This window comes from Halorubrum ejinorense (assembly GCF_039522565.1).
Lineage (GTDB): Archaea > Halobacteriota > Halobacteria > Halobacteriales > Haloferacaceae > Halorubrum > Halorubrum ejinorense.
The window spans coordinates 53,698-75,454 of sequence record NZ_BAAADQ010000003.1 but is presented as its reverse complement, the minus strand read 5'-3'; the positions used below and the strand labels follow the sequence as shown (position 1 = coordinate 75,454).

Sequence of the window (21,757 nt, the reverse complement as noted above, 5' to 3'; positions counted from 1 at the left end):
GCGGAGCGCGGACCGACCGCGTCGGGAGGAGACGGCCGTCACGACCGCGGCATCCGCCGGACGAGGGCGACGCTCACGAGAACGATGACGAGGAACGCGGCGAGGCCGCCGAGGTTCGACGGGTCGATCCCGCTCGGCTCCTCGGTCGGGGAGTCGGCGGCGTCGCTCGCGTCGTTCGAACCGGCGTCGCCCGCGTCGGATCCGCCTCCCGCGGACGCCGCGCCGTCCCCGTCGCTCTCGTCGCCGCCGGGGTCGCCGACGACGAGCGTCCCCGCCGCGGCGTCGCCGACCGCGACCTCGTACGTGCCGGGGTCGTCGAAGGCCGGCTCGAACGCGAGGGCGGTCGACTCGTCCGGGTCGAGGTCGACCAGCCGCGTCGCGACCGGGTCGCCGTCGGCGGTGACCGTCACCTCGCGGGAGCCGTCCGCGCCGCCCTCGTTCGCGACCGTCGCGCGGACGACGACCGACTCGCCCGGAGCGACCGCCGTCCGGTCGAGCGAGGCCCCCGTCGCGCGCACCACCGGGCGCTCGGTCGCCACGGCGAACACCGAGAAGTCGTCGGTCGTCGCCTCGACGTGGACGCGGTCCTCGGGGAGGTCCAGGAACTGGCGGACGGACGGGTCGACGCGCTCGGTCTCCAGTCGCTCCCAGCCGTCGGGTTCCGACTCGGACCGGCGGAACAGGGCGAGGTCCTCGGGGTCGCCGCCGGTGTCGTTCAGGTACTCGCGGTCGACGCTGACCGAAAAGCGGACGCCCGACACCTCCTCGGCGGTGAACGTGTGGTTGAATTCGAAGTAGCCGTTCGGCGCCGCGCCGCGGGAGTCGGCCAGCGGTCCGGCCGAGGCGAACGGCCCGGGCCGACCGACGGTCCGGAAGCCCACGTCGCCGCCGGGCGTGTCCGCGATTCGCACGCGGTCGAGGGTGACGTTGCCGCCCGCGAGTTCCATCCGACCCGCGTCGAAGGTGACCGCTTGGCCGGGCGAGAGGCCGCCGGCGTCGAACTCTCGGGTGTCGGCCGCGAGGGCTCGGACCGTGGTGGTCGCGCCGCCGTCCTCGGCGTCGTCGGCGTCGTCGCTGTTCAGCGCCGTCGTTCCCGCGTCCTCCGGCTCGGCGATCTCGGCGCGGATGTCGAAGTCGTCGCCGCCGAGCGCCGTGCCCGCCGCCGCGCCGCGCGCGTCGATCCGGAGGCCGACCGCGACCGTCTCGTTCGGGGCGAGGGTGACGTTGCTCGACCGGCCCTCGATCGAGGTCCCGTCCGCGACGAAGGTGACGTTCTCGTCGGGGTGGTCGATCCAGACGCGAGCGTACTGGTCGGCGGTGTACGTAATCTCGAACACGTCGTCGATCCTCCCGGTCGTCCCGATGTTCACGCCCTCGAAAGAGGGATCCCGGACGTTCGGGTTCGACGCGGAGACGTCGATCGCGATCTCGTCGTCGCTATCGAAGTATGCGTACCGCCCGCTCGGGCCGTCGGCCCGCTCGATCGCGAGGTCGCCGTCGGCGACGGTGTCGGCCGGGCCGTCGATCACCGCCGCGCCCGTGGCGAACGCGAGCGACCCTGCGGCTACGAGGAGCAGCGTGAGGGTCAGGGTGCGGCGGGTGGTAGACATAAATGAGACTATGCTCCGATCAGTGGTGGTTATGCGGTACCAGACGCAGTTGAAGGGAGTGCTTGTTGGTCCGCCGTACGGCTATCAGCCACCGTATTTGAAAATCTAGAACCAAACTCTACGTCTTCGTTCCTTGTGGGTTCTCGCGGTTGGGTTCTACCGGTATCCAGGTTGGAGCTCCGGTTCGTCTGGTTCGACTGGGTTAGACTTTGGTTTTCGGTGTTGTTCGTCTCGCTCTGCTGTGTCGAGTTCGACTCCGATTGCGTTCCGTTTTCGGGTTCTGAAGGAGAGTCGGTCTCTACGGAGGAGTCGGTGGTATTCGCTGAACCGGATGAATTCACGGACTCGTTCCCGCCTGCTCCAGCCTGCTGTGTCGAGTTCGATTCCGATTGAGTTCCGTTACTGGTTTCGGAAGAAGAGCCAGTCACTACGGAGGAGTCGGTGGTGTTCGCTGAGTCGGACGAATTCACGGACTCGTTCCCGCCTGATCCAGTCTGCTGTGTCGAGTTCCCTGCCGGCGCAGATCCGTTTGTCGCCGGAGGGCTCGCGTTCGAGTCCGCTGACGAGTTATCCTTCGTGAGGTTGTTTCCATCTGGCTGCGTGCTCGACGAGTTGTTGGACGTAGACGTGGTAGAATTGCGGCCCGGATCGTCTTGAGAGGACTCCGTGGTCGTATTTGCTACACTATCGGACCCGTTTGTGCTGGTGTTTCCGCTCTGCGAGCGAGTTGTCGAATCGTTGGACTGGGAAGACGACGTGTCTGAGACCTCAATGCCGACATCGACTGATTCGGAATCAGACAGGCCGGCATCGGTCGCGTTCCACCCGAAGCCACCACCGATCACCGTCGCTGTCATGAGGAGGACAACCGACACGACGACCCGAAGTAATTCGCCCGTCATTCTCCACCACCACCTTCCACGGAGGCCGCAGTGGCGTCTTTGTAGAGGTCATATAGTTCGGATATCACGAGACCGACGGCAGGCACGATCACGAAGAACACAATCCCGAGGTCTGACCCGGCAAACGATATCGCGTGGCCGAGAAGCGGAAGGTGGAACATAACTACCCCGATGACGTTGCCGGCGGGGATCGGATTCGGGTCCGGTTCCTCGTTCGCGTCTCCTTGGGTCCGGAACGTAGTCTCACCCCCTTCGCTTTGGACCTCTATCACTCTGTGAGTGATTAATTGGGATTCATCAGGCCGCTCGTACGTGATCACGTCGCCTTCCTCGATCTCATTTGGCGAAGTATCGCCGACAAAAACAACGTCTCCGGCATTAATCGACGGAGACATACTGTCGGAAAGGACGACGTACGAGTTGCTCGCTCCGACTGCCTGAGGCACTGCGAAAATAACGAAGGGGATGACAACAAGGACGAGAAGGATCGCTCCACCCTTGCGAATCAAACTCTGGTTCATTCCAAACCACCCGTAACCGCTGCGGTTGTGATCTGCTGAAGTATCACGTTCATGTTTGTAATTCAGGTCGTAGTTCGATCGCAATACGGTCATCTCCGTTCGCCTGTTCGAGCTCGTCACTCGCTTCCCAAGCGACGTACAGGAAGGTTGAGGCTCGGCCGGTATCGTCGTCGACGGGCGTGAGCGTTCGATCGGATTCGACGGTTCGACCGGTCCGGATCTCGTCGAGCCGGGACGGACCGAAGAGCGCAGAACCGGTCTGGGCCGGATCATCGGTGAACCCGATTTCGGCGGTGATGGCACTGAGGAGGTCCTCGCTCGAACCGGGATGTTCGTCCGGCTGAGCGCACGGAGACGGGTTCCGCCATGTGCGTTCGCCGATGGTCACTCGAACGAGCTTTCCTCCCTTGGGATTGATCGAGGCCCGGTCGTCCTGTCTATTTGATCCGCCCGATCGTTTCAAACCGCCGGCCTCGATGGTGTGATCGCTCTCTCTGAGGTCACCGCCACGCCGAACTGTGGCAGTCACCTCGATGGGAAGGCTCGCGTTCTCAGCGATCACCAGGTCAGCCTTCCCGCAACCGATAAACTCGACAGCAGTAACGCTGCCCGAAGAGGTATCACTGCCGTCCCTTCCCTCTGAAGCGTTATCTTTAGACTCCGCTCGTCCGCCAGACGGAGCGACGCCTCCGATAGCGAGGCGCAGGTTTCCGGGAACGGACCCCTCGTTCGCCAGTTCGACGGTTTCGATGCCCTCATTTCCGGACGAAACGGGGCCGATCGAGATCGACGCCGCCGATTTGTCCGCCGTGGAGAGTTCGAGTGTTCCGGCTCGGATCTCTCCTCTCGTTTTCGACTCGTCGGCGAACAGCGACCACGTTCCGACGCCGGCCGCGCCGCTCGACGCACCGATGACCGCAACGCTCGAGAGGAACTTTCGTCGGCCGATTCCGGTCTCGTCTGAAGCCATCTCGTTGTCGTGAAGTCTGTTTGAGCCCTGCCGCGCCGGTATCGTCCGTCGCCTGCGTGCCGTGTGTACCCGTCGTCGGGCGAAGACCCACCGGCGGAATCGAACCGCCGCGAGGCACCACCGTGGGTCGGTTTCCTCGCAGTCGCCTCAGTCGGGCGTCATCACGAGGGGGACGAACGTATCGGTTCCGTCCGCGAGCGTCACGTCCAGCGTGACGGAGACGCGGTTTCCGGACATCTCCTCTTTGTTTCCGGACCCGTTCCGGAACGCGTAGAGATTTATGATGGCCGTGCCGTCCGCGGACAGGACGGCCTCTTGATCCGCAGCGTCGTTGTAGCCGTCTGAATCGAGATCGATCCAGCCGGGAACCTGGAACTGATCGGAGCCGCCGTCGACCCAGCCGTTTGCGTCACCGCTGGGCGTCTCGACGTGAAGATCGGCGTTGAAAGTGAACGACTCGTAGTCCGTTCCACCGTTCCGATCGCTCACGAGAGTCAGGTCGGTGTCGTCCGGCTGGACGTGGACGTTGTTGATCGTCAGCGATTGGTCGAACGAGTTCGCGTACTCGAACTCGACGCCGGCGTTCTTTTGATCATCGCTCGCACCGACAGCGGTCGCCGGCACGTCACGCTGCTCCGGGAGCGTGATCTGATCCGGCTCCTGCGTGAGTCCGAACTCGGCCTCGATCTCGACGCTGTCACTCTGGATCTCGTTGCCGGCGTTAAGCACGCGGTAGTCGGTGACGAAGTCGACCGACTGCCCCGGCGAGAGTTCGAGTTCGTCGATGTCGTACGGACCGAGCGAGAGATTCGACGCCAGAACGAATCCGTCGTCGCCGTCAACCGGCTCGTGACCGACGAGATACTGATGCGTCTCGCCACCGACGACCAGCTCGGTCCGGAGTTCGAGACTCTGTGCGAGTTCGCCCGTATGCGAACCGCCGGAACTCGACCCCTCCGGATCGTCTTCGTGTGGCGACTCGCTTTCGGGATCGTTGACGCCGTTTTCCGGGGTTCGGAACCCCGTGATTCCGAACGCGAGGTATCCCGGAAGCGTGCCAGCGTTGGTTAGCGTGGTCGAATCCTCACCGCTCTCGTCCGGAACGACGTTCGAGACGTCGATGACGGCGTTCGAACCATCACCGTTGACGCTCAGGTCCAGCGTTCCGGCCTGGACCGTGTTGTTCCCGCTCGTTTCCTCGTCGCTGAACAGTGCCATCGTTCCCGCACCTGCGGCTGACGACGCCGCGCCGATCATCGCGATCCCGCCGAGCGCCCGACGCCGGGTGAGCTCGACCGGGCTACTGGAATCGTCGCTCATGGATGGTCACCTCAGTTACAGCACGCTCTGACCGCTCTCCTGTGCCAGTCCGAATGTGAAGGAGATATCAACGCCGTCGCCCTGGAAGTCGTTGCCTGCGAGCCGATCAAGTTCGAACTCGGCTTCGAACGTCCTCGTTCCAGAAATAGGAACGAGTGAGTCGAACACCCCACGGCTAGCGATGTCGTCTAGGGAGACAGGGCGGAATTTGTAGTTCGTTCCGTCCACAACTAGGTTGTCGTAGTACGTTTCAATGGTGTCACCGCCGCCGGTCGTACCACGGCCGAATCCGACTGCCTCAATTGTCGCACTGGGGAGGTCAGAATAGAGTCCACCATTACTGGGTTTCGAATAAGTGGTATTGTTCGGAGCTATCTCTTTCCAGACATAATTAGCTCCGGGGCTATCATCTGCACCCGCGATCTCTCCGCCCACATCACGGGTCTCCCACTGTTCCGTCGCGTCTGGTGAGTTCTTGTTACCAGTGTGACTCACAAGACGGTTCGTGCCCGAATCGTTCAGCAACACAAACACCTCATCTGGTGCATTCGTGTTCTCTGTTCCAGCGTAATAGTCGAACGTGATATCTCCGGCAGCGATATTAGTGATTGAGATACTACCCACATCTCTTATGGAAAGAGCATAGTCATTAGTCGCAGTCCCATTAGACGTTGCACGCACAACGTCCTGTCGGGACCCATCTGCGGCGGGGTCCGGAACCCGAGAGAGTTCTACATCCGAACTCCCGTCACCGCCGATATCGACAACTGCCGCTCCCTCCGGGTTGGAAGTGAATGTTTGGAACGCACTGGGACCGAGCCCGATTCCGCTTCCGGCATAGTCAAGCGTCGAAGCGAATAGCCGTTCGGCGAACGCCTGAGCAGTAACGTTCGCTGAAAGATCGTCATCGGACGGCTCGGATCCGTCATTTTGACTGTAATCGACGGAGAGTTCCACGTGGTCAGCACTAACTGAACCGACGTTGTTGAGTTCGACTTGAACGGTGTTAGTGGAACCACCCGGTGAGAGGTTGGTAGCTGAGGCGTTGAAGCTCTGGGTAGTATCAGCAGTCAGATCTAGCGTCCCTGCCTGCACGCTGTTCCCAGTACTACTCTCGGTGTCGCTGAACAGGGCGAACGTTCCCGCACCCGCGCCCGCGGAGGCGACACCGACTGTGCCGAGCGCACCGAGCACCCGGCGGCGATTCAGTTCGATCGAGCTGCTGTTGTCGTCAGACATCGGTTTGAACACCGCGCGGCATCGCACCGCGCTCACTCATTCATACTGACTAAGGGGTATTATTCATAAGGCATCTGAAGTGTCTTCACGCTGTAGTTGAGGTTTGTCAATCAGTTCGATACGAGCAGCAGACCCCTCCAGAAGTGCTTCAAGCAGTGCCTGAAGCGCACATACGCTGCCTCTGGTGCGGCTTATATCCACTCCGGTAACACGACCACCGACGAGCGTTGCGGAACTTGGGTAGGGGACGGGATCGACCGATCCGAGTGTCGGACTGGTGCCGAGCGTGTCCGATACCGAGAGAAGCCGCTGCGAACGATATCGGTCCGGCGGAGAAAGAGTCGAACTGTGGCGGGCGCTTAGAGCTGGTCCGCGTTGATGGTGAGCGTCCCGCCGCTGACGCTGTTCCCATTCTGCTCGACGACCGCGACATCGACCGTGGTGTACTGACCTGGAGCGAGAGTCCCGTTCTCCTCGTCCGCGAGCTCGAAGTAGACGCCCTCGGACCACTCGAGGTCAGCGTTGTCGACGTCGGAGACGACTCTCCCCTTGCCCGAGTACTCGATTGAGAGCTCGATGTCGTCTTCGCCTTGGTTCGTTATCGCGAACACTTCCGGAATGACCGACGCGGCGTTTCGATTGAAGCCCCGTCCACCTTCGCTGTTCGAGGGACCGCCGAGGTCGACCGTGAGTTGGTTCCAGTTATTGCTCGTGACGAAGTCGTTACCACTCGAGAATTTGAGGTTCGCGTTCGCGTCGCCCGCCGTGTTGACGGAGACGCTGCGTTCGGCTTCGACACTTGTGAACGCCCCCATACTAATTTCTGCCACACTACAGAAGCTAATACACCTAGTCTGCCCCGAGACAGACCACGGCCGGAACGTTGACGAGGCGATATCTACCTTATCGATGGGTATCAAGACCGGCGCTCAAGTGCTTCGCCGAGATAGAGATACATGCTCGCCGGGGCCGCCCCACTATTGGTCCTCGCCGGTCTGTTCTCACTCGGGGTTAGTTGTCTGACCGGATGAACGAGCGACTGGAGCCGGCGATCAACCCACTGTTTCTTTTGTCAATCCCGAACCTTCTGCTAAACGGCAGAAGTAAAATTATTGAATATGAATAAACCGGCCCAGTATTTGCTGTGCGATGGTATTTATTGAGATTCAGAAGTCTTGGAAAAAGATGGTGGGTGTCGATAGTCAGCTCTGGTACATCTGGAACGCGTAGATAGTCAAGCCATTATTTAAATCCGCACCAGTACTATTGACCGTCGGGTCCGTCGTCGAACGGGCGGTCGTGCGCGTAGATAGTCAGTTCATCATCCGAACCGCCATCACCATCAGCATCATCAGTCGTATCGACTCTCGCATTAATTTTCATGCTATCACCAGGAGATAGGAATGAGGCCACACCCTTGCTATTTGTTGGAATCATAAACATCACTTTAGCGTTTGGAAGGTCAACAGTTTGCTCCGAATCAAACTTATCTCCGTCAGGAGCAAAGTCAGGCCGAACATCTTTCGTTCCCTGATTAGTTACGGTGATGATTCCTTCGAGAGTCGTGATTGCTGAGTTGTTGAACCCATCTCCCTCGGTTTCAGCGTCACCGCTTCCAGTCGGGCCTGCCCCGAGGTTATCGGGGGAGCCAAGATCAATCGTTAATTCACCACCAGCAGAATCGTCGCTAACGTATTCATCGTCCCCAGAAAGGCCGAGGTACGCATTTGCGTCGCCTGCGGTGTTGACAGACACCTGGCGGTTTGCCTGTACGCTCGTGAACGCGCCCGTGCCCATCGCAGCCGCGCTACCTGAAGCCAATGCGCCCAGTCCGGCGAGGAACTTGCGTCGGTTTGCCATAGTTGTGTAACCTCGTTGTCCGCACACGACCCGCGGGCCGCCGACGCGAGACATCCCGCGTCGCCCGAGGTCGCTCTACGACACCCATGGGACCTATCCCATATTGTAATGAATTTCCAGAAGTACTTCTGGAGGTCACTGAACGAGCGAAGATAGGGTTCTGCTCCGCCCTGAAACCGACCCGACCCGCGTCCAGGGGGTCCTTGAACCGGGACTATTGTGCTTCTGACATAATTTTCTCGGAGAGTGATAGTCAAAAATACTCTTTACTATTCTGATATTACGGGCCATGATCGGCTCAAATCAAAATGGAGCGATCGTTGTGTCGCGTTTATTGCCGCGTCTTCGGTCGATTTTACGTGTTTCTTCACATCCGGTCCGGTCAATTCCCGCAGTACCGAAGTGTTCGGAACTTATCACAACCGGAGCGTTTATGTTGATTGGATCATATGTGTCTGACAAGAAATGGCGTCGGTACAACAGGTCGGACAGGGGGGGACCGAACCGGCGACTGACATCTCGGAGGACGAGCTGTACACGGTGTTAGCGAACCAGCGACGGCGGTTCGCGGTCCACCTGCTGAAACGCGAGTCGGACGGCGCGCTCGAGATCGGGGAGATGGCCGAACAGATCGCGGCCTGGGAGAACGACGTCGAGGTCGCGGAGATCACCGGGAGCGACCGCAAGCGCGTGTACACCGCGCTCCAGCAGTCGCACCTGCCGAAGATGGACGACGCGGGCGTCGTCGAGTTCAACAAGGACCGCGGGATCGTCGAGCCCACGCCCGCGCTGGCGGACATGGACGTGTACATGGACGTGGTCGAGGGCCGCGAGATCCCGTGGAGCCAGTACTACCTCGGGCTCTCGGGCGTCGCGAGCGCGCTCACCGCCGCGGTGTGGCTCGGCGCGTGGCCGTTCGTGCTCTTACCCGAGATGGCGTGGACGGTCGCCATCGTCGTCGCCTTCGCGTTCTCGGCGGCCACCCACTACTACTACACCGCCGAGATGAAGGTCGGGCAAGAGGACGAGCCGCCGGAGCTGTAGCGCGCGGTGAGCGACCCAACTGGGCGCGACCCGGGATCGACGGCAGAACGACAGGTTATGCTCAGGATAAGTCGTTTCCGCGTCTTTCAGGGGGTTCCAGAACCGGTTCCGTCACCGCATAATTATACCGGCGTTCCGCGTAGTGCCGAGCAGAGAGCGACCCCGACCGCTATCGAGTCCCAGACATGAAACGACGACAACTCATCCTCCTGTTCGGCGGCGGTAGTGCCGCGGCGGCGAGCGCGGGGACCGGCGCGTTCTCCAGCGTCGGCGCCGATCGGGACGTGAGCGTGAACGTCGTCGAAGACGAGAACGCGTATCTCGGGCTCGAGGATCTGACGAAGAGAGAGGACGGAGCGGACGAAGTCGTCCGTGAGGACGAGGAGACGAGAGTCGTGAAGGTCAAAAACCAGTTCGCACGGCCGTTGAGCCTCTCAGTGACCGAACTGGGGAGAAACAGCGTCGTCGAGACGATCGGCAGCGACGGCCCGATAGAAATAGGAAGTACGAACACTCTCGGAGTCGGTGCTGAAGCGTTCGTCACCGTCAAGTGCGAGACTGATGAGACGAAGGAGGCGGAGTTCTCCCTTCGTTTCAGTGGTGGCGCCGGCGGGACCACGGTCGATAAAAGTCGAGCCTTCACGTTCACGTGTGAAAGTGTCGAGACGGAGAGTTCCGACATCAGCGTGGAGTTCCTCAGTAACGGGAGGGTGAAGATCCGCTCGTCCGACACTAGTAACGTCACCGCGACGGCCTACATTCGTGGCCCCGGCGGGAGTGGAAACGGGGACATCAGGTCGACGGATCCCGTCTCTGTGCCCGTTGGAAAAGAGCTCAAACAGAAACGGTTCGGCTGGGAGAACAACGGAGACGAGATCGTCGGAATCGAGATCGAGGGAGTAGGCCTGTTCACCCGTCAGTCGGCAGATAGTGACGGCATTGCGTCGGACGCGACGAGTTCGAGTGCGGAAGACGTGTTCGGCGACGATTACGTGCCCGAAAACTGAGATCGGTTCAGGTGCGTTTTTGTATCCGGCAGTCGCACACGACGGTATGGACGACCACTCTCACGAGCCGGACCCGGAGAAGCGCGTGACCGCCCCGATGCAGGAGTTCGGTGGCCGCGAGGTCGGCATCGGCGCGGCCGTCACCCTGATCGGCCTGCTGCTCGCGTACGCCGTGCCGTTCCTCGTCACGTTCTGAGCGTTCAGTACAGATACCGTGATTTCGAGCGCTGATACTCAAGTAGTCGCGCCGCTATTTTTGAGCGCTAATTGAGAGGTCGTCCAGAAGGAGGAAATCAGTCGTCAACGTCGCGTTCGTCCGACCTCTGAAGCTCTGCGTCCGCGAACGCCCGGACCCGCTTCCGGTCTTCTGCCGACACGTCGGCTACCCGCGCGCTGTCGACCTGTCCGTTCACGACCGCGTTCTGCTGTGGTCCCCACACCGCGGCCGGCGTGTCCTTGACGTACTCGGCCCAGCGGACGACCTGTTCGTAGCGCGGCGCTCGCGCCGGGGCTTCGTCCGCGGCGGTCGGGTCCGAGTCAGATGGATTTGAGTCGTTCATACCGGTCTTCGACGTCAAGTCGTTCTACCCACGATTCGAGTCGGGCGGTGGAAAGGCTTTCTCCGAAGACGGTGTAGAGGTGTGCGGCGTCTTCGAGATCCGTTCGTCCGCCGAGGGAGAGTTTATACGCGATTTGGAGCTCTAAGGGCCCGATCGGAACGGTCTCGTCACCGACGTGTGCGTCGATAGCGTTCCGGAGCGACGCCTCGTCGAACTCGTCGCCCGGAAACTTCACCTCCACGTGTGGAGCCATTTCGCCGTCCGGTGCCACCCAGATGTTCGTTCCGTTCGCGAGGTTGTCGTACATCTCCGAGAGCGGCATGGCCGGACCCCAGTATCCCGACGCCTCGAGTTCGGTAACGAGGTCATCGATCTGCTCGGCCGAACATCGCTCGATGAACACGTCGATGTCCTCCGTCGACCGCGACCGTCCGGCGAGGATCGCGACGTAGCCGGCGACGAAGACGTGTTCGATGTCGAATCTGGAGAGAGTTTCGGAGAATCCGGCAGCGAGTTCGTCGAGTCGATTCGGCACGCGATCGACGATCAGGCCTCGATCGGTGAGTTCGATACCACCCATAGGGGATCGTCTTCACCAGTCCGAATAAACGTCTCCCGTCACCGCGGGTACCACGCGAGCGGGTGGTCGGCAGTGAGCTCCAAGGAGACGGGCTCGTCGAGGTCGAACTCCTCGACGTGGTTGTGGAGGCAGTGGACGGCCTCGCCGGAGTCGAGTTCGACCCGGTAGACGAACGAGGGACCGACGTACTGTCGCGAGGTGACGACGCCGTCGGCGAGTTCGCTTGCGGCGGGCGTCGCGCGGAGGTCGTCGGGGCGGACGAGCACGTCGACGGGCGCGCCGTCGTAAACGGTGTCGTACCCCTCCAGCGTCACGGCGTCGAAGCGGCCGACACCGGTGTCGACCTTCCCGTCGCGGAGCTCGCCCTCGAGGAACGACGCCCGGCCGAGGAAAGAGGCGACGAACTTCGACTCGGGGCGCTCGAAGACGGACTCCGGGCGACCGACCTGCTCGATGTTCCCGTCGTTCATCACGGCGACGCGGTCGGAGATGGAGAGCGCCTCCTCCTGATCGTGGGTGACCGAGACGGCGGTGACTCCCGCTTCCTTCAGGATGCGGCGGACCTCCTCGCGCATCTCCACGCGGAGGCGCACGTCGAGGTTCGAGAACGGTTCGTCTAAGAGGAGCACGTCGGGTTCGGGCGCGAGCGAGCGAGCGAGCGCGACGCGCTGCTTCTGCCCGCCGGAGAGCTGGTCGGGCGTCTTCTCGCCGTGGTCGGTCATCTCGACGAGTTCGAGCAGCTCGTCGACGCGGGCCTCGCTCTCGGCCGCGTCGGCGTCGGTCAGCCCGAACGCGATGTTCTCGCGGACGCTGAGGTGCGGGAACAGCGCGAAGTTCTGAAAGACGATACCGACGTCGCGCTGCTCGGGCGGGACGAACGAGTCGTCGTCCGCGACCACGTCGCCGCCGAGGGTGATCCGCCCCTCGGTCGGCTCCTCGAGGCCCGCGATGGTGCGCAGCGTGGTCGTCTTGCCGCAGCCGGAGGGGCCGAGGAACGTCAGCAGTTCGCCGGGCCGGACCTCGAGCGAGACGTCGTCGACGGCGGTCTCGGGGCCGAACGCCTTCGTGACGCCCGACAGCGACAGGACCGACTCGGCGGTCGGCGCGTTCGCGTCGTCAGAAGCGGCTCCCGTTCGAGCGGAAGCGTCGCCGTCCGTTCGGTCGGCCGTCGTGTCGTCCGACTCGGTCGAGCGCGTCGTCCCGACGTGTTCCGTTGATGCCATCGATGAGAGGCGGGCGCCGGATCGATCGGCGTCCCGCGGTTGCGGCCACATACTTTAGGAGGGCCTAAAAGCGTATCGCTCCCTCTCGCGCCGTCGAAATCGGCGGAACGCGCGGATGCGCCGGTCCGGAGAGGCGCTCACCTGCCGCGTCGAGACGGCTCAGTCCAGTTCGCGGTCGATCACGTCGCGGTGGTCGCGGACCGCGTCCGCGGTGAGCGCGACCGACTCGTCGCCGACCGCGAGCGAGAGCGTGCCGTCCGTCGTCACGTCGCCGAGCCGGAACACGGGGAGGTCGCCGGCCGCGGCGGCCACCGCCTCGGGATCGGTGGTCTGGACGAGCAGGCGGCCGGGCGTCTCGTCGAAGGCCGCGACGCGGTCGGGCAGCGTCACGTCGACGCCGGCGGCGTCGGTCACCAGCTCGGCGAGCGCGACCGCGAGCCCCCCCTCGCTCACGTCGTGGGCCGCGAGCGTCGACTCGTGGCGGGCGGCCGCGGCCAGCGACGCGACGAGGCCGCCGAGGTCGTCCGCGGCGCCGGAGTCGTCGGGCAGCGTCGGGAACCGGTCGCTCCCGCCGGCGTGCGCGAGGTACTCGGAGCCGCCGAGCGCGTCGCCGCCGGCGCCGACGAGCAGCAGTTCGGAGTCGTCAGCGCGGTCGGCGTCGAGGGCGGCCGGCGGGGCCGAATACCCCCGGGTCGTGCCGAGCATCGCGAGCGTCGGCGTCGGCGGGATCGGTCCCTCGACGCTGTCGTTGTACAGCGAGACGTTGCCGCCGACCACGGGCGCGTCGAGCGCCGAGCAGCCGTCGGCGAGCCCGTCGACGACCGCCTTGAACGCGCCGTACACCTCGGGCTTCTCCGGGTTGCCGCCGTTGAGACAGTCGACCGCGGCGAGCGGCACCGCGCCGGCGGCGGCGAGGTTCGTCGCGTTCTCCAAGGCGACGGCGCGGGCGCCCTCGTACGGCGCGACCGCGGTCCACTTCGGGTTCGCGCCGGAGGCGAGCGCGAGGCCGACGCCGTCCGCGTCGGCGGGGTCGGCGTCGGCGGAGTCGGCGCCGTCGCTCGACTCGGTCTCGCGGATCGCGAGCAGCGCCGCGTCGTCGCCCGGCTTCACCGCGGTCCGCGCGCCGACCTCGTGGTCGTACTGGCGGTACACCCAGCGCTTGCTCGCGGTCGAGGGCGCCGAGAGGACGGCCGCGACCGCCTCGTCGAGCGGCGGGGCGTCGGCCCGGAGGTCGCGGTCGGGCTGGCTCGGCGGCTCGCTCGCGAGGTCGTTCATCGGGGCGCCGTCGGCGAGGAACTCGGCGGGGGCGTCGACGACGGTCTCGGACTCGCCGTCGGCGTCGGCGAACTCGCAGACGTAGTTGCCGTCGGTCACCTCGCCGATCACCGAACAGCCGAGGTCGAACCGCTCGGCGAGTTCGCGCACGCGGTCGACGTCGTTGGGGTCGACCTCGTAGCACATCCGCTCTTGGCTCTCGGCGAGCAGGATCTCCGTCGCGTTCATCTTCGGCTCGCGCTGGTGGACGCGGTCGAGGTCGATCCGGGCGCCGAGCCCGCCCTTCGCGACCAGTTCGGAGGAGGCGCCGCCGAGGCCGGCCGCGCCGAGGTCTCGGGCGGACAGGACGAGGTCCTCGTCCACGAGGGCCTCGTTACACTCGATCAGCCGCTTCTCGGCGTAGGGGTCGCCGACCTGGACCGCGGGGCGGTCCTCGGTCTCGGCGTCCTCGGCGAGGTCCTCGCTCGCGAAGGAGGCGCCGCCGAGCCCGTCGCGACCGGTGCCGTTGCCGACGAGGACCAGCTTGTTGCCGGGCTCCTGTGCGGTCGCGGTCACGAGCCGGCCCTCGTTCGTCAGGCCGACGCAGGCGACGTTGACGAGGGGGTTCCCCTCGTAGCCGCCGTGGAAGGCGACGCTGCCGCCGACCGTGGGGACGCCGATACAGTTGCCGTAGTGGGAGATGCCCTCGACGACGCCCTCGAAGAGGTAGCGCGAGCGCTCGCGGTCGAAGCCGCCGAAGTACAGCGAGTCGAGGAGCCCGATCGGGTACGCGCCCATGCTCATCGTGTCGCGGACGATGCCGCCGACGCCGGTCGCCGCGCCGTCGAACGGGTCGACGAAGGAGGGGTGGTTGTGGCTCTCGACGCCGAAGGTGACGTACTGGTCGCCGTAGTCGCCGGCGTCGCGCTCGGCCGCGGGGGTGTCCGCGGCGTCGGGGTCGGGCAGGGCGAGGACCGCGGCGTCGTCGCCCGGGCCGACGACGACCTGGTCGCCGTCGCTGTCGAACGCCGACAGCAGGGGCCGCGAGGAGCGGTACGCGCAGTGCTCGCTCCAGAGGTTCTCGAACAGCGCGGCCTCGGCCGCCGTGGGCTCCCGACCGAGCTCCGCGGTCACGAGCTCGTGGTCCGGGTCGGACAGGCTCATTCACTTACGTGGACACCGAGGTGGTTTGAATGCTTTTCTATACGCACGTTCGTGGATACTCATTCGCCGGTCGCGGACGCTGACGCCGGGGTCGAAGCGTTTCCCCGCTCAGTCGAAGCGGTCTCCCGTTCAGTCGAAGCGGTCTCCCGTTCAGTCGAAGCGGTCTCCCGTTCAGTCGAAGCGGTCTCCCGTTCAGTCGAAGCGGTCTCCCGTTCAGTCGAAGCGGTCTCCCGTTCAGTCGAAGCGTTTCCCCGCTCAAAGCAGCGCGGAGGCGGCCGCGTACACGACGACCGCACCGGCGCCGCCGATGGCCATCGCCTTCGCGTTGAGCCAGACCGCCTTCTTCCGGTCCGCGGCGAGGGCCGCCTCGTCTCGGACCTCGCTCGCTCCGTCGCCGACGTCGAAGACGCCCATGCCGGCGAAGCCGATACAGAAGCGCTCGCGGTACTGTAAGGCGCCCATCGCCGCGCCGTACAGCGGGAACACCGAGAGCGCGAGCGTCCAGCGCGGCCACGCGAGGGCGACCGAGACGGCGACGTAGACGGCCGCGAGCAGCAGCGATCCCACGCCGAGGAGGAGTCGCCGCCGCTGTTGGGTCGGTCCGATGTTACACACGCCGGGTTGGTACTCCATGGGTTCGGTACGGGAGCGGGAACAAAAGCACGCACGGATCCGAACGACGCGCGGCCGCGAACGGCGCAGCGATGGTTTATTATCCGACGCGTGGAACTGAGAGATGGACTTCCATGGAGGATAGCGACGACGAGCAGCGGGAGAAGATTCTGCGCCGGTACGAGACGATATTGGAGTCGCTCGACGACGGCGTCTACGCGATCCGCAACGACGGCACGATCGTCTGCGTCAACGAGCGGTACGCGGAGATGAAGGGGGTCGACCGCGAGGACCTGCTCGGTACCGACATCTACGACTGGGTGAGCGACGAGACCGCGGAGCGAGCGCTCGCGGAGCGGGCGGCGATGCGCGAGGAGGGCCGCGACGTCGGCACGATAGAGTACGAGTTCGAGGGGGCCGACGGGGCCAGTTTCCCCGCGGAGATGCGGTTCGGACAGGTCGACCCCGACCGGGAGGAGGAGGTCGGCCGGGTCGGCGTCATCCGGGACGTGAGCGAGCGGAAGCGACGCGAGCGCGAGTTGGAGCGCCAGAACGAACGGCTGAACGAGTTCGCGTCGATCGTCTCCCACGACCTCCGGAACCCCCTGAACGTCGCGCAGGGGCGACTGGAACTGGCCCGTGAGGAGCGCGACTCCCCGCACCTCGAAGACGTGGCTCGCGCCCACGACCGGATGGAGGCGCTGATCGAAGACCTGCTGGCGCTGGCGCGAGACGGCACGAGCACCGACGGCTGGGAGCCGGTCGAACTCGCGGGCCTCGTCCGCGAGTGCTGGGACGGGGTCGACACCGCGGACGCGTCGCTGCGCGTCGAGACCGGCCGGACGGTCCGCGCCGACCGCAGCCGGCTCAGGCAGCTGTTCGAGAACCTCCTGCGCAACGCCGTCGACCACGCCGGCGCGGGCGTGAGCGTCACGCTCGGCGACCTCGACGACGGCTTCTCCGTCGAGGACGACGGCCCGGGCGTGCCGGGAGACGAGCGCGAGCGCGTCTTCGAGACCGGCTACACCACCGACCCGGAGGGCACGGGGTACGGGCTGAGCATCGTCGAGAGCGTCGCCGAGGCGCACGGCTGGTCGGTCCGGGTGACGGACGGAACCGACGGCGGCGCGCGGTTCGAGTTCGCGGGCGTCGACGATCCGGAGGGACAACCGTGATATGCCCGGCCGGAGACGGGACCGTGTGAAGCGGATTCAGCTCGGGAACACCGTCTTCGAGGGCGAAAACGACGTGTACGTACTCGACGGGGAGACGACCGGACTCGTCGACACCGGCGTGGCGCTGCCGGAGGTGCGCGAGGAACTGGCCGACGGGCTCGCCGACCACGGGCTCTCCTTCGCCGACATCGACGCCGTCGCGCTCACCCACTGGCACCCGGACCACGCGGGCCTCGCCGGCGAGATCCAGTCCGAGAGCGGCGCCGACGTGTACGTCCACGAGGCGGACGCGAGCCTCGTCGACGGCAGCGAGACGCCGCTGTTCGCCGACCGCGACCTCCAGCGCGAGACGTTCGAGCGCTGGGGGATGCCGACAGCCGACCGCGAGCGGCTGGTCGAGTTCTTCGAGGCCGTCAGCACCGGTCTGTCCGGTCGCCCCGCGGACGTGACGGCGTTCGGTGACGGCGACGCGATATCGGTCGGCGGCGTCGACCTCGAAGCGCTCCACCTCCCCGGCCACACCGCCGGCCTCTCCGGGTTCGCCTTCGACCCGCGAACGGTCCCCGACCACGAGCCGGTCGCGGGCGCCGACGCGACCGAGGAGGCGTTCACGGGCGACGCGCTGCTCCCGAAGTACACGCCCAACGTCGGCGGCGCGGACGTGCGCGTCGACGGGGCGCTCGCGGCCTACGCCGAGAGCCTCGCGCGGATCGTCGACCGCGACTTCGACGCGGCTCACCCCGGCCACCGGTGGCGGATCGACGAGCCGAGCCGGCGCGCGGCGACGATACTCGACCACCACCGCCACCGGACCCGCCGCGTGATCGAGGTCCTCGGCGAGTCCGGGCCCGCGACCGCGTGGGAGGTCTCGGCGGCGCTGTTCGGCGACCTCGACGGGATCCACGTCCTCCACGGCCCCGGCGAGGCGTTCTCCCACCTCGACCACCTCGCGGACGCGGGCGTCGTCGAGCGTGACGGGCACGCCTATCGCCTCGTCGATCCCGACCCGGACGTCGACGCGCTGTTCCCGACGACGCCGCTCGACGGTCTCGTCGACGGAAGCGAAGACGCGTGACCGATCCGGTCGCCGAAAGGTATTCCTCGCCGCCGTCGTATTCGGGGACGTGAATCGGGACGCCCTCGCCGCGGTCGTCGTCGCCCTCCTCGCTCTCGTCGCGCTCGGCGTCGCAGCCGGAACGCTCGACTCGGCCGTCGACACCGGTAGCGGCGGATTCGGCGGGGCCGCCGGCGACGCTCCGAGCGTCGGCGAAGGCGGGGGCGACCCCGGAATCTTAACCTCGTCGGACGACTCGGGGTCGGTGGGCGCGTCGGGCCTCTGCTACCCGATATTCAGACAGCCGCCGGCGTTGGCGGCGCTGCTCGTCGGACTGGCGCTGATCGCCGGGCTGACCTACTACGACACCGCGTCGCCGCTGGCGAGCGCCGCCGTCGCCGGGGCGGTCGGCACCCCGATCGGGCTCCTGTTCTGGGTGTTGTCGGCGTGCCGCTCGACCGGCGAAGAGTTCTCGGTGTCGCTCGGCCTCGGCGGCAACGGGACGAGGCTGTTGCCGTCCGGCGCCGTGGGCGGCGGCGGGTTCGGCGGGGGCGAGGGGGCGGCGTCGGCGCCGCAGCTCCTGTTCGGGCTGGTCGTCGCGGTCGCTATCGTCGCGAGCGTCGCGACCCTCCTCTTCGCCGGCGGCGACGACGAGGAGGCGGGCGACGCGGCCGCCGACCCGGAGGCGGCCGACGAGGACTCGCCGGAACTCGACGCGATCGGGCGAACGGCCGGCGAGGCCGCGGACCGGATCGAGTCGTCGGACGCGGACAACGAGGTGTACCGGGCGTGGCGCGACATGACCGACGTGCTCGACGTCGACCGGCCCGCGTCGTCGACGCCCGCGGAGTTCGCGACCGCCGCGGTCGACGCCGGGGTCGACGAGGAGCCCGTGACCGCGCTCACCGAGGTGTTCGAGCGCGTGCGGTACGGCGGCGAGGACGCGACCGACGACCGGGAGCGGCGGGCGGTCGAGGCGCTGCGCCGGATCGAGGAGCGGCACGGAGGCGACTCGTGACCCGCGACTCAGTGGTGCGGCCGCTGGTCCTCGCGGGCGTGGTCGCGGTCGGCGTCGGCCTCCTCGCGGCGCTCGACCGCGGCGTGGCGGCCGCTATCTCTCCGAGTTCGGTCGTCGTCGCGCTGATCGGCGTCCTCGGCGTCGTCCAGGGGCTGCGGTACGCGAACGCGCGCCGCGACCGCCGACGGCTGGCGACGGACCCCGGGGAGCCGGAGCGGCGCGCGCAGGCGGCGGTGCCGGGCGCGGACCTCGACGAGCGGATCGCGACGGTGATCGCTTCGTCGCCGCGCAGCTACCGGGACCGACGGGACTTTCGGGACCGCGTCCGGGAGGTGGCGCTCGCAGCCGTCGCCCGCGAGCGCAACTGCTCGGAGGAGGCGGCCGCGGCCGCCCTCGACGACGGGACGTGGACGGACGACCGCGTCGCCGCCGCGTTCTTCGACGCCCGGACGGAGTACCCGGTCCGGCTGCGACTGTCGGCCGGGCTCCGGGGGCGCTCGAACTACTGGTACGGGCTGCGGGCCGCGATCGACGAGATCGACCGGATCGAGTCGGGGGGGAACGCGTGAGCGATCCCGAGGGGGCCGCGGTCGCGTCCGGCGCGGGCGACTCCGCGCTCGACGAGGCCGAGGCGACCGACACGGACCGGGACGAAGCGGCCGAATCGAGCGCGAACGACCGCGACGCCGTAGGACGGGAAGGCGAGGCGGCAGGTGGAGAAGACGGCGCGACCGCGACGGACGCCGCCGACGCTCCGACGACCCGCATCCACGAACGCGAAGTCGAGACGGAGCGCTGGCTGGGGGTCGCGGGCGCGGCGCTGGCGCTGGTCGGTCTCGGCGTGCTCGTCCGAGAGGCGTCGCTGGTGCTCGTCGGCGCGGTCGGCGTCGGCTACGCCGTGTACGCACGGGCTGGCGACGCGCCGACGCCGACGCTGGCGGTGACGCGGTCGGTGAGCGACGCGACGCCGGCCCCGGGCGACGAGGTCGAGGTGACGGTCCGCGCCGAGAACGTCGGGGGCGCGACGCTACCGGACCTCCGGCTCGTCGACGGCGTGCCGCCCGGGCTGGCGGTCGTCGGCGGTCCCGCCCGGGTCGCGACGGCGCTCCGGCCCGGGACCGCGGTCGAGTTCCGCTACACCGTGCGCGCGGCGCGCGGCGAACACGAGTGGGAGCCGGTGACCGCGATCACGCGCGACGCGGCCGGCGGCCGCGAGCGGAGGACGACCCTCGACGCGCCGACGGGGATCGCCTGTACGCCGGAGCTGTCCGCCGGCGGAGACCTCCCGCTTCGCGGGCTGACGACCGTCCACCACGGCCGGGTCCCGACCGACGTGGGCGGCGCGGGCGTCGAGTTCCACGCGACCCGGGAGTACCGCCGGGGCGACCCGCTCAAGCGGATCGACTGGAACCGGCGCGCGCGGACGGGAGAGCTGTCGACGGTCGAACTGCGCGAGGAGCGCTCCGCCACCGTCGTGCTGTTGATAGACGCCCGCGAGTCGGCCTACGTCGCCCCCGACCCCGACGCCGAGACGGCGGTGGAGGCGAGCGTCGCGGCCGCGGGGCAGGCGTTCTCCGCCCTCCTCGCCGGCGGCGACCGGGTCGGGATCGGGGCGCTGTCGCCGCTCGACTGCTGGCTCCCGCCGGGCAGCGGGACCGTCCACGCGGCGCGGGGGCGCGAGACGCTGGCCACCGACCCGGCGCTGGCGCCGACCCCGAGCGACGAGCGGTTCTACCGGTCGCTGTGGCTGCGGCGGTTCCGGCGGCGGCTCCCGGCCGACGCGCAGGTCCTCTTTTTCACGCCGCTCGTCGACGAGACGGCGGCGACGCTCGCCCGCCGGATCGACGCGCACGGCCACCTCGTGACGGTGCTCTCGCCGGACCCCACGGCGACCGGGACCGCGGGCGAGCGGCTGAGCACGTTCGAGCGCCGGCAGCGGCTGCGGACGCTCCGGTCGGCGGGCATCCGCGCCGTCGAGTGGCGCGACGACTCGTTCCCGGTGGCGGTCGCGGCCGCGACGAGGCGGTGGTCGCGATGAGCGGCGCGGTCCGGGACGGCGAGGAGCGAGGGGACGGGCGGCCGACTCGCGAGAGCCGAAACGGCGCCGACGACGAAACCGAACGCGACGACGCGGTCGCGGACTTCCACGAGACGGACGCGCGACCGCCGACCCTCGCCGTCGTCGCGAGCCTCGCGGCCGCGGGCGTCGCGGCCACGGCCGCCGCGGTCGCGAATCCGATCGGCGGTGCGGCGCTGGGAGTCGCCGCGCTCTGTTTCCTCGGCGGCGCGCTCCGAGCGTCGACGCGGCCGCTCACGTGGGGCGTCGGGATCGGCGTGGTCGGACTCGCGCTCGCGGGGTACCGCGGCGGATCGACCGAGGCGGTGCTCGTGGCCGGCGTCGGGCTCGCGGTCGCGTGGGACGTCGCGGACCACGGCGTCGGGCTCGGCGAGCAGGTCGGGCGCGGCGCGCGGGTCAGGCGGAACGTCGCGGTCCACGCGGGGTCGAGCCTGCTCGTCGGCGCGCTGGCGGCCGGCCTCGTCTACGGGGTCGCGCTCGCGGTCGGCGGCGGCCAGCCGGTGGCCGCGCTCGCGCTGCTTCTGGCCGGCGGCATCGCGCTGACCTCGGCGCTTCGGTGACCGGCCC

21 protein-coding genes are annotated in these 21,757 nt (G+C 66.8%); 9 read left to right on the top strand and 12 right to left on the bottom strand.

Annotated features, from left to right (window positions below; genetic code table 11):
* Nucleotides 1–38: 38 nt before the first annotated feature.
* From ABDZ89_RS04780 to ABDZ89_RS04750, 7 genes are all read right to left on the bottom strand, one after another.
* Nucleotides 39–1,610 carry a DUF1102 domain-containing protein gene (locus ABDZ89_RS04780; RefSeq protein ID WP_343777091.1) on the bottom strand — a complete coding sequence of 524 codons (1,572 nt, stop codon included), beginning with the start codon at nt 1,608–1,610 and terminating at the stop codon, nt 39–41.
* 898 nt (nt 1,611–2,508) lie between these two features.
* Nucleotides 2,509–3,033 (bottom strand): signal peptidase I, encoded by a 525-nt coding sequence (locus tag ABDZ89_RS04775; protein WP_343777090.1) that lies wholly within the window; start codon nt 3,031–3,033, stop codon nt 2,509–2,511.
* Between the two features lie 49 nt (nt 3,034–3,082).
* On the bottom strand, nt 3,083–4,003 hold the full coding sequence (locus ABDZ89_RS04770) for a hypothetical protein (RefSeq protein WP_343777089.1): 921 nt from the start codon (nt 4,001–4,003) through the stop codon (nt 3,083–3,085).
* Between the two features lie 147 nt (nt 4,004–4,150).
* Nucleotides 4,151–5,323 (bottom strand): TasA family protein, encoded by a 1,173-nt coding sequence (locus ABDZ89_RS04765; protein WP_343777087.1) that lies wholly within the window; start codon nt 5,321–5,323, stop codon nt 4,151–4,153.
* A 15-nt stretch (nt 5,324–5,338) separates the two neighbouring features.
* Complete coding sequence (locus tag ABDZ89_RS04760; protein WP_343777086.1) at nt 5,339–6,562, bottom strand: TasA family protein; 1,224 nt, start codon at nt 6,560–6,562, stop codon at nt 5,339–5,341.
* Nucleotides 6,563–6,921: 359 nt separating this feature from the next.
* A complete protein-coding gene (locus ABDZ89_RS04755) occupies nt 6,922–7,377 on the bottom strand; it encodes a hypothetical protein (protein ID WP_343777085.1) in 456 nt (151 codons plus the stop codon).
* Nucleotides 7,378–7,825: 448 nt separating this feature from the next.
* Nucleotides 7,826–8,422 (bottom strand): hypothetical protein, encoded by a 597-nt coding sequence (locus tag ABDZ89_RS04750; RefSeq protein ID WP_343777084.1) that lies wholly within the window; start codon nt 8,420–8,422, stop codon nt 7,826–7,828.
* A 465-nt stretch (nt 8,423–8,887) separates the two neighbouring features.
* On the opposite strand from ABDZ89_RS04750, the gene ABDZ89_RS04745 reads away from it, so the two are divergent.
* The 3 genes from ABDZ89_RS04745 to ABDZ89_RS04735 all read left to right on the top strand — a co-directional run bounded on the left by ABDZ89_RS04745 (nt 8,888) and on the right by ABDZ89_RS04735 (nt 10,669).
* Nucleotides 8,888–9,466 carry a DUF7344 domain-containing protein gene (locus ABDZ89_RS04745; RefSeq protein ID WP_343777082.1) on the top strand — a complete coding sequence of 193 codons (579 nt, stop codon included), beginning with the start codon at nt 8,888–8,890 and terminating at the stop codon, nt 9,464–9,466.
* A gap of 290 nt (nt 9,467–9,756) precedes the next feature.
* Entirely contained in the window at nt 9,757–10,473 is a 717-nt protein-coding gene (locus ABDZ89_RS04740; protein ID WP_343777080.1) for a hypothetical protein, read from the top strand.
* Between the two features lie 46 nt (nt 10,474–10,519).
* Complete coding sequence (locus tag ABDZ89_RS04735) at nt 10,520–10,669, top strand: DUF7550 family protein (protein ID WP_343777078.1); 150 nt, start codon at nt 10,520–10,522, stop codon at nt 10,667–10,669.
* Nucleotides 10,670–10,766: 97 nt separating this feature from the next.
* On the opposite strand, the gene ABDZ89_RS04730 is transcribed toward ABDZ89_RS04735, so the two are convergent.
* The 5 genes from ABDZ89_RS04730 to ABDZ89_RS04710 all read right to left on the bottom strand — a co-directional run bounded on the left by ABDZ89_RS04730 (nt 10,767) and on the right by ABDZ89_RS04710 (nt 15,887).
* The gene (locus tag ABDZ89_RS04730; RefSeq protein ID WP_343777077.1) at nt 10,767–11,033 is read right to left on the bottom strand and encodes a DUF8150 family protein; all 267 of its coding nucleotides are present in this window, start codon (nt 11,031–11,033) and stop codon (nt 10,767–10,769) included.
* Nucleotides 11,011–11,613: a hypothetical protein gene (locus tag ABDZ89_RS04725; RefSeq protein ID WP_343777076.1), complete on the bottom strand. Its 603-nt coding sequence runs from the start codon at nt 11,611–11,613 to the stop codon at nt 11,011–11,013. The genes ABDZ89_RS04730 and ABDZ89_RS04725 overlap by 23 nt, the downstream gene beginning before the upstream one ends.
* A gap of 38 nt (nt 11,614–11,651) precedes the next feature.
* Nucleotides 11,652–12,836 (bottom strand): ABC transporter ATP-binding protein, encoded by a 1,185-nt coding sequence (locus ABDZ89_RS04720; RefSeq protein ID WP_343777075.1) that lies wholly within the window; start codon nt 12,834–12,836, stop codon nt 11,652–11,654.
* Nucleotides 12,837–12,995: 159 nt separating this feature from the next.
* Entirely contained in the window at nt 12,996–15,254 is a 2,259-nt protein-coding gene (gene purL / locus ABDZ89_RS04715; protein WP_343777073.1) for a phosphoribosylformylglycinamidine synthase subunit PurL, read from the bottom strand.
* Nucleotides 15,255–15,509: 255 nt separating this feature from the next.
* Nucleotides 15,510–15,887 carry a hypothetical protein gene (locus ABDZ89_RS04710; RefSeq protein WP_343777071.1) on the bottom strand — a complete coding sequence of 126 codons (378 nt, stop codon included), beginning with the start codon at nt 15,885–15,887 and terminating at the stop codon, nt 15,510–15,512.
* 113 nt (nt 15,888–16,000) lie between these two features.
* Between ABDZ89_RS04710 and ABDZ89_RS04705 the strand changes: the two genes are divergently transcribed.
* From ABDZ89_RS04705 to ABDZ89_RS04680, 6 genes are read left to right on the top strand one after another with little or no spacing between them, the layout of a single operon-like run.
* Entirely contained in the window at nt 16,001–17,041 is a 1,041-nt protein-coding gene (locus ABDZ89_RS04705) for a PAS domain-containing sensor histidine kinase (protein WP_343777070.1), read from the top strand.
* A gap of 25 nt (nt 17,042–17,066) precedes the next feature.
* Nucleotides 17,067–18,116, top strand: coding sequence for an MBL fold metallo-hydrolase (locus ABDZ89_RS04700; RefSeq protein ID WP_343777069.1), 1,050 nt, complete (start codon nt 17,067–17,069; stop codon nt 18,114–18,116).
* Between the two features lie 49 nt (nt 18,117–18,165).
* Entirely contained in the window at nt 18,166–19,113 is a 948-nt protein-coding gene (locus tag ABDZ89_RS04695) for a DUF4129 domain-containing protein (RefSeq protein WP_343777068.1), read from the top strand.
* Between the two features lie 14 nt (nt 19,114–19,127).
* Entirely contained in the window at nt 19,128–19,682 is a 555-nt protein-coding gene (locus tag ABDZ89_RS04690) for a DUF7269 family protein (RefSeq protein ID WP_343777383.1), read from the top strand.
* Nucleotides 19,679–21,151, top strand: coding sequence for a DUF58 domain-containing protein (locus tag ABDZ89_RS04685; protein ID WP_343777066.1), 1,473 nt, complete (start codon nt 19,679–19,681; stop codon nt 21,149–21,151). The genes ABDZ89_RS04690 and ABDZ89_RS04685 overlap by 4 nt, the downstream gene beginning before the upstream one ends.
* Nucleotides 21,148–21,750, top strand: coding sequence for a DUF7519 family protein (locus ABDZ89_RS04680; RefSeq protein ID WP_371153035.1), 603 nt, complete (start codon nt 21,148–21,150; stop codon nt 21,748–21,750). The genes ABDZ89_RS04685 and ABDZ89_RS04680 overlap by 4 nt, the downstream gene beginning before the upstream one ends.
* The last annotated feature ends 7 nt before the right edge of the window (nt 21,751–21,757 follow it).

Coding starts and splice junctions, on each gene's coding strand:
- ABDZ89_RS04730 (WP_343777077.1), bottom strand. CDS start 11,033: ATGAACGACTCAAATCCATCTGACTCGGACCCGACCGCCGCGGACGAA.
- ABDZ89_RS04760 (WP_343777086.1), bottom strand. CDS start 6,562: ATGTCTGACGACAACAGCAGCTCGATCGAACTGAATCGCCGCCGGGTG.
- ABDZ89_RS04720 (WP_343777075.1), bottom strand. CDS start 12,836: ATGGCATCAACGGAACACGTCGGGACGACGCGCTCGACCGAGTCGGAC.
- ABDZ89_RS04725 (WP_343777076.1), bottom strand. CDS start 11,613: ATGGGTGGTATCGAACTCACCGATCGAGGCCTGATCGTCGATCGCGTG.
- purL (WP_343777073.1), bottom strand. CDS start 15,254: ATGAGCCTGTCCGACCCGGACCACGAGCTCGTGACCGCGGAGCTCGGT.
- ABDZ89_RS04780 (WP_343777091.1), bottom strand. CDS start 1,610: ATGTCTACCACCCGCCGCACCCTGACCCTCACGCTGCTCCTCGTAGCC.
- ABDZ89_RS04775 (WP_343777090.1), bottom strand. CDS start 3,033: ATGAACCAGAGTTTGATTCGCAAGGGTGGAGCGATCCTTCTCGTCCTT.
- ABDZ89_RS04745 (WP_343777082.1), top strand. CDS start 8,888: ATGGCGTCGGTACAACAGGTCGGACAGGGGGGGACCGAACCGGCGACT.
- ABDZ89_RS04765 (WP_343777087.1), bottom strand. CDS start 5,323: ATGAGCGACGATTCCAGTAGCCCGGTCGAGCTCACCCGGCGTCGGGCG.
- ABDZ89_RS04710 (WP_343777071.1), bottom strand. CDS start 15,887: ATGGAGTACCAACCCGGCGTGTGTAACATCGGACCGACCCAACAGCGG.
- ABDZ89_RS04755 (WP_343777085.1), bottom strand. CDS start 7,377: ATGGGGGCGTTCACAAGTGTCGAAGCCGAACGCAGCGTCTCCGTCAAC.
- ABDZ89_RS04680 (WP_371153035.1), top strand. CDS start 21,148: ATGAGCGGCGCGGTCCGGGACGGCGAGGAGCGAGGGGACGGGCGGCCG.
- ABDZ89_RS04735 (WP_343777078.1), top strand. CDS start 10,520: ATGGACGACCACTCTCACGAGCCGGACCCGGAGAAGCGCGTGACCGCC.
- ABDZ89_RS04750 (WP_343777084.1), bottom strand. CDS start 8,422: ATGGCAAACCGACGCAAGTTCCTCGCCGGACTGGGCGCATTGGCTTCA.
- ABDZ89_RS04770 (WP_343777089.1), bottom strand. CDS start 4,003: ATGGCTTCAGACGAGACCGGAATCGGCCGACGAAAGTTCCTCTCGAGC.
- ABDZ89_RS04705 (WP_343777070.1), top strand. CDS start 16,001: ATGGAGGATAGCGACGACGAGCAGCGGGAGAAGATTCTGCGCCGGTAC.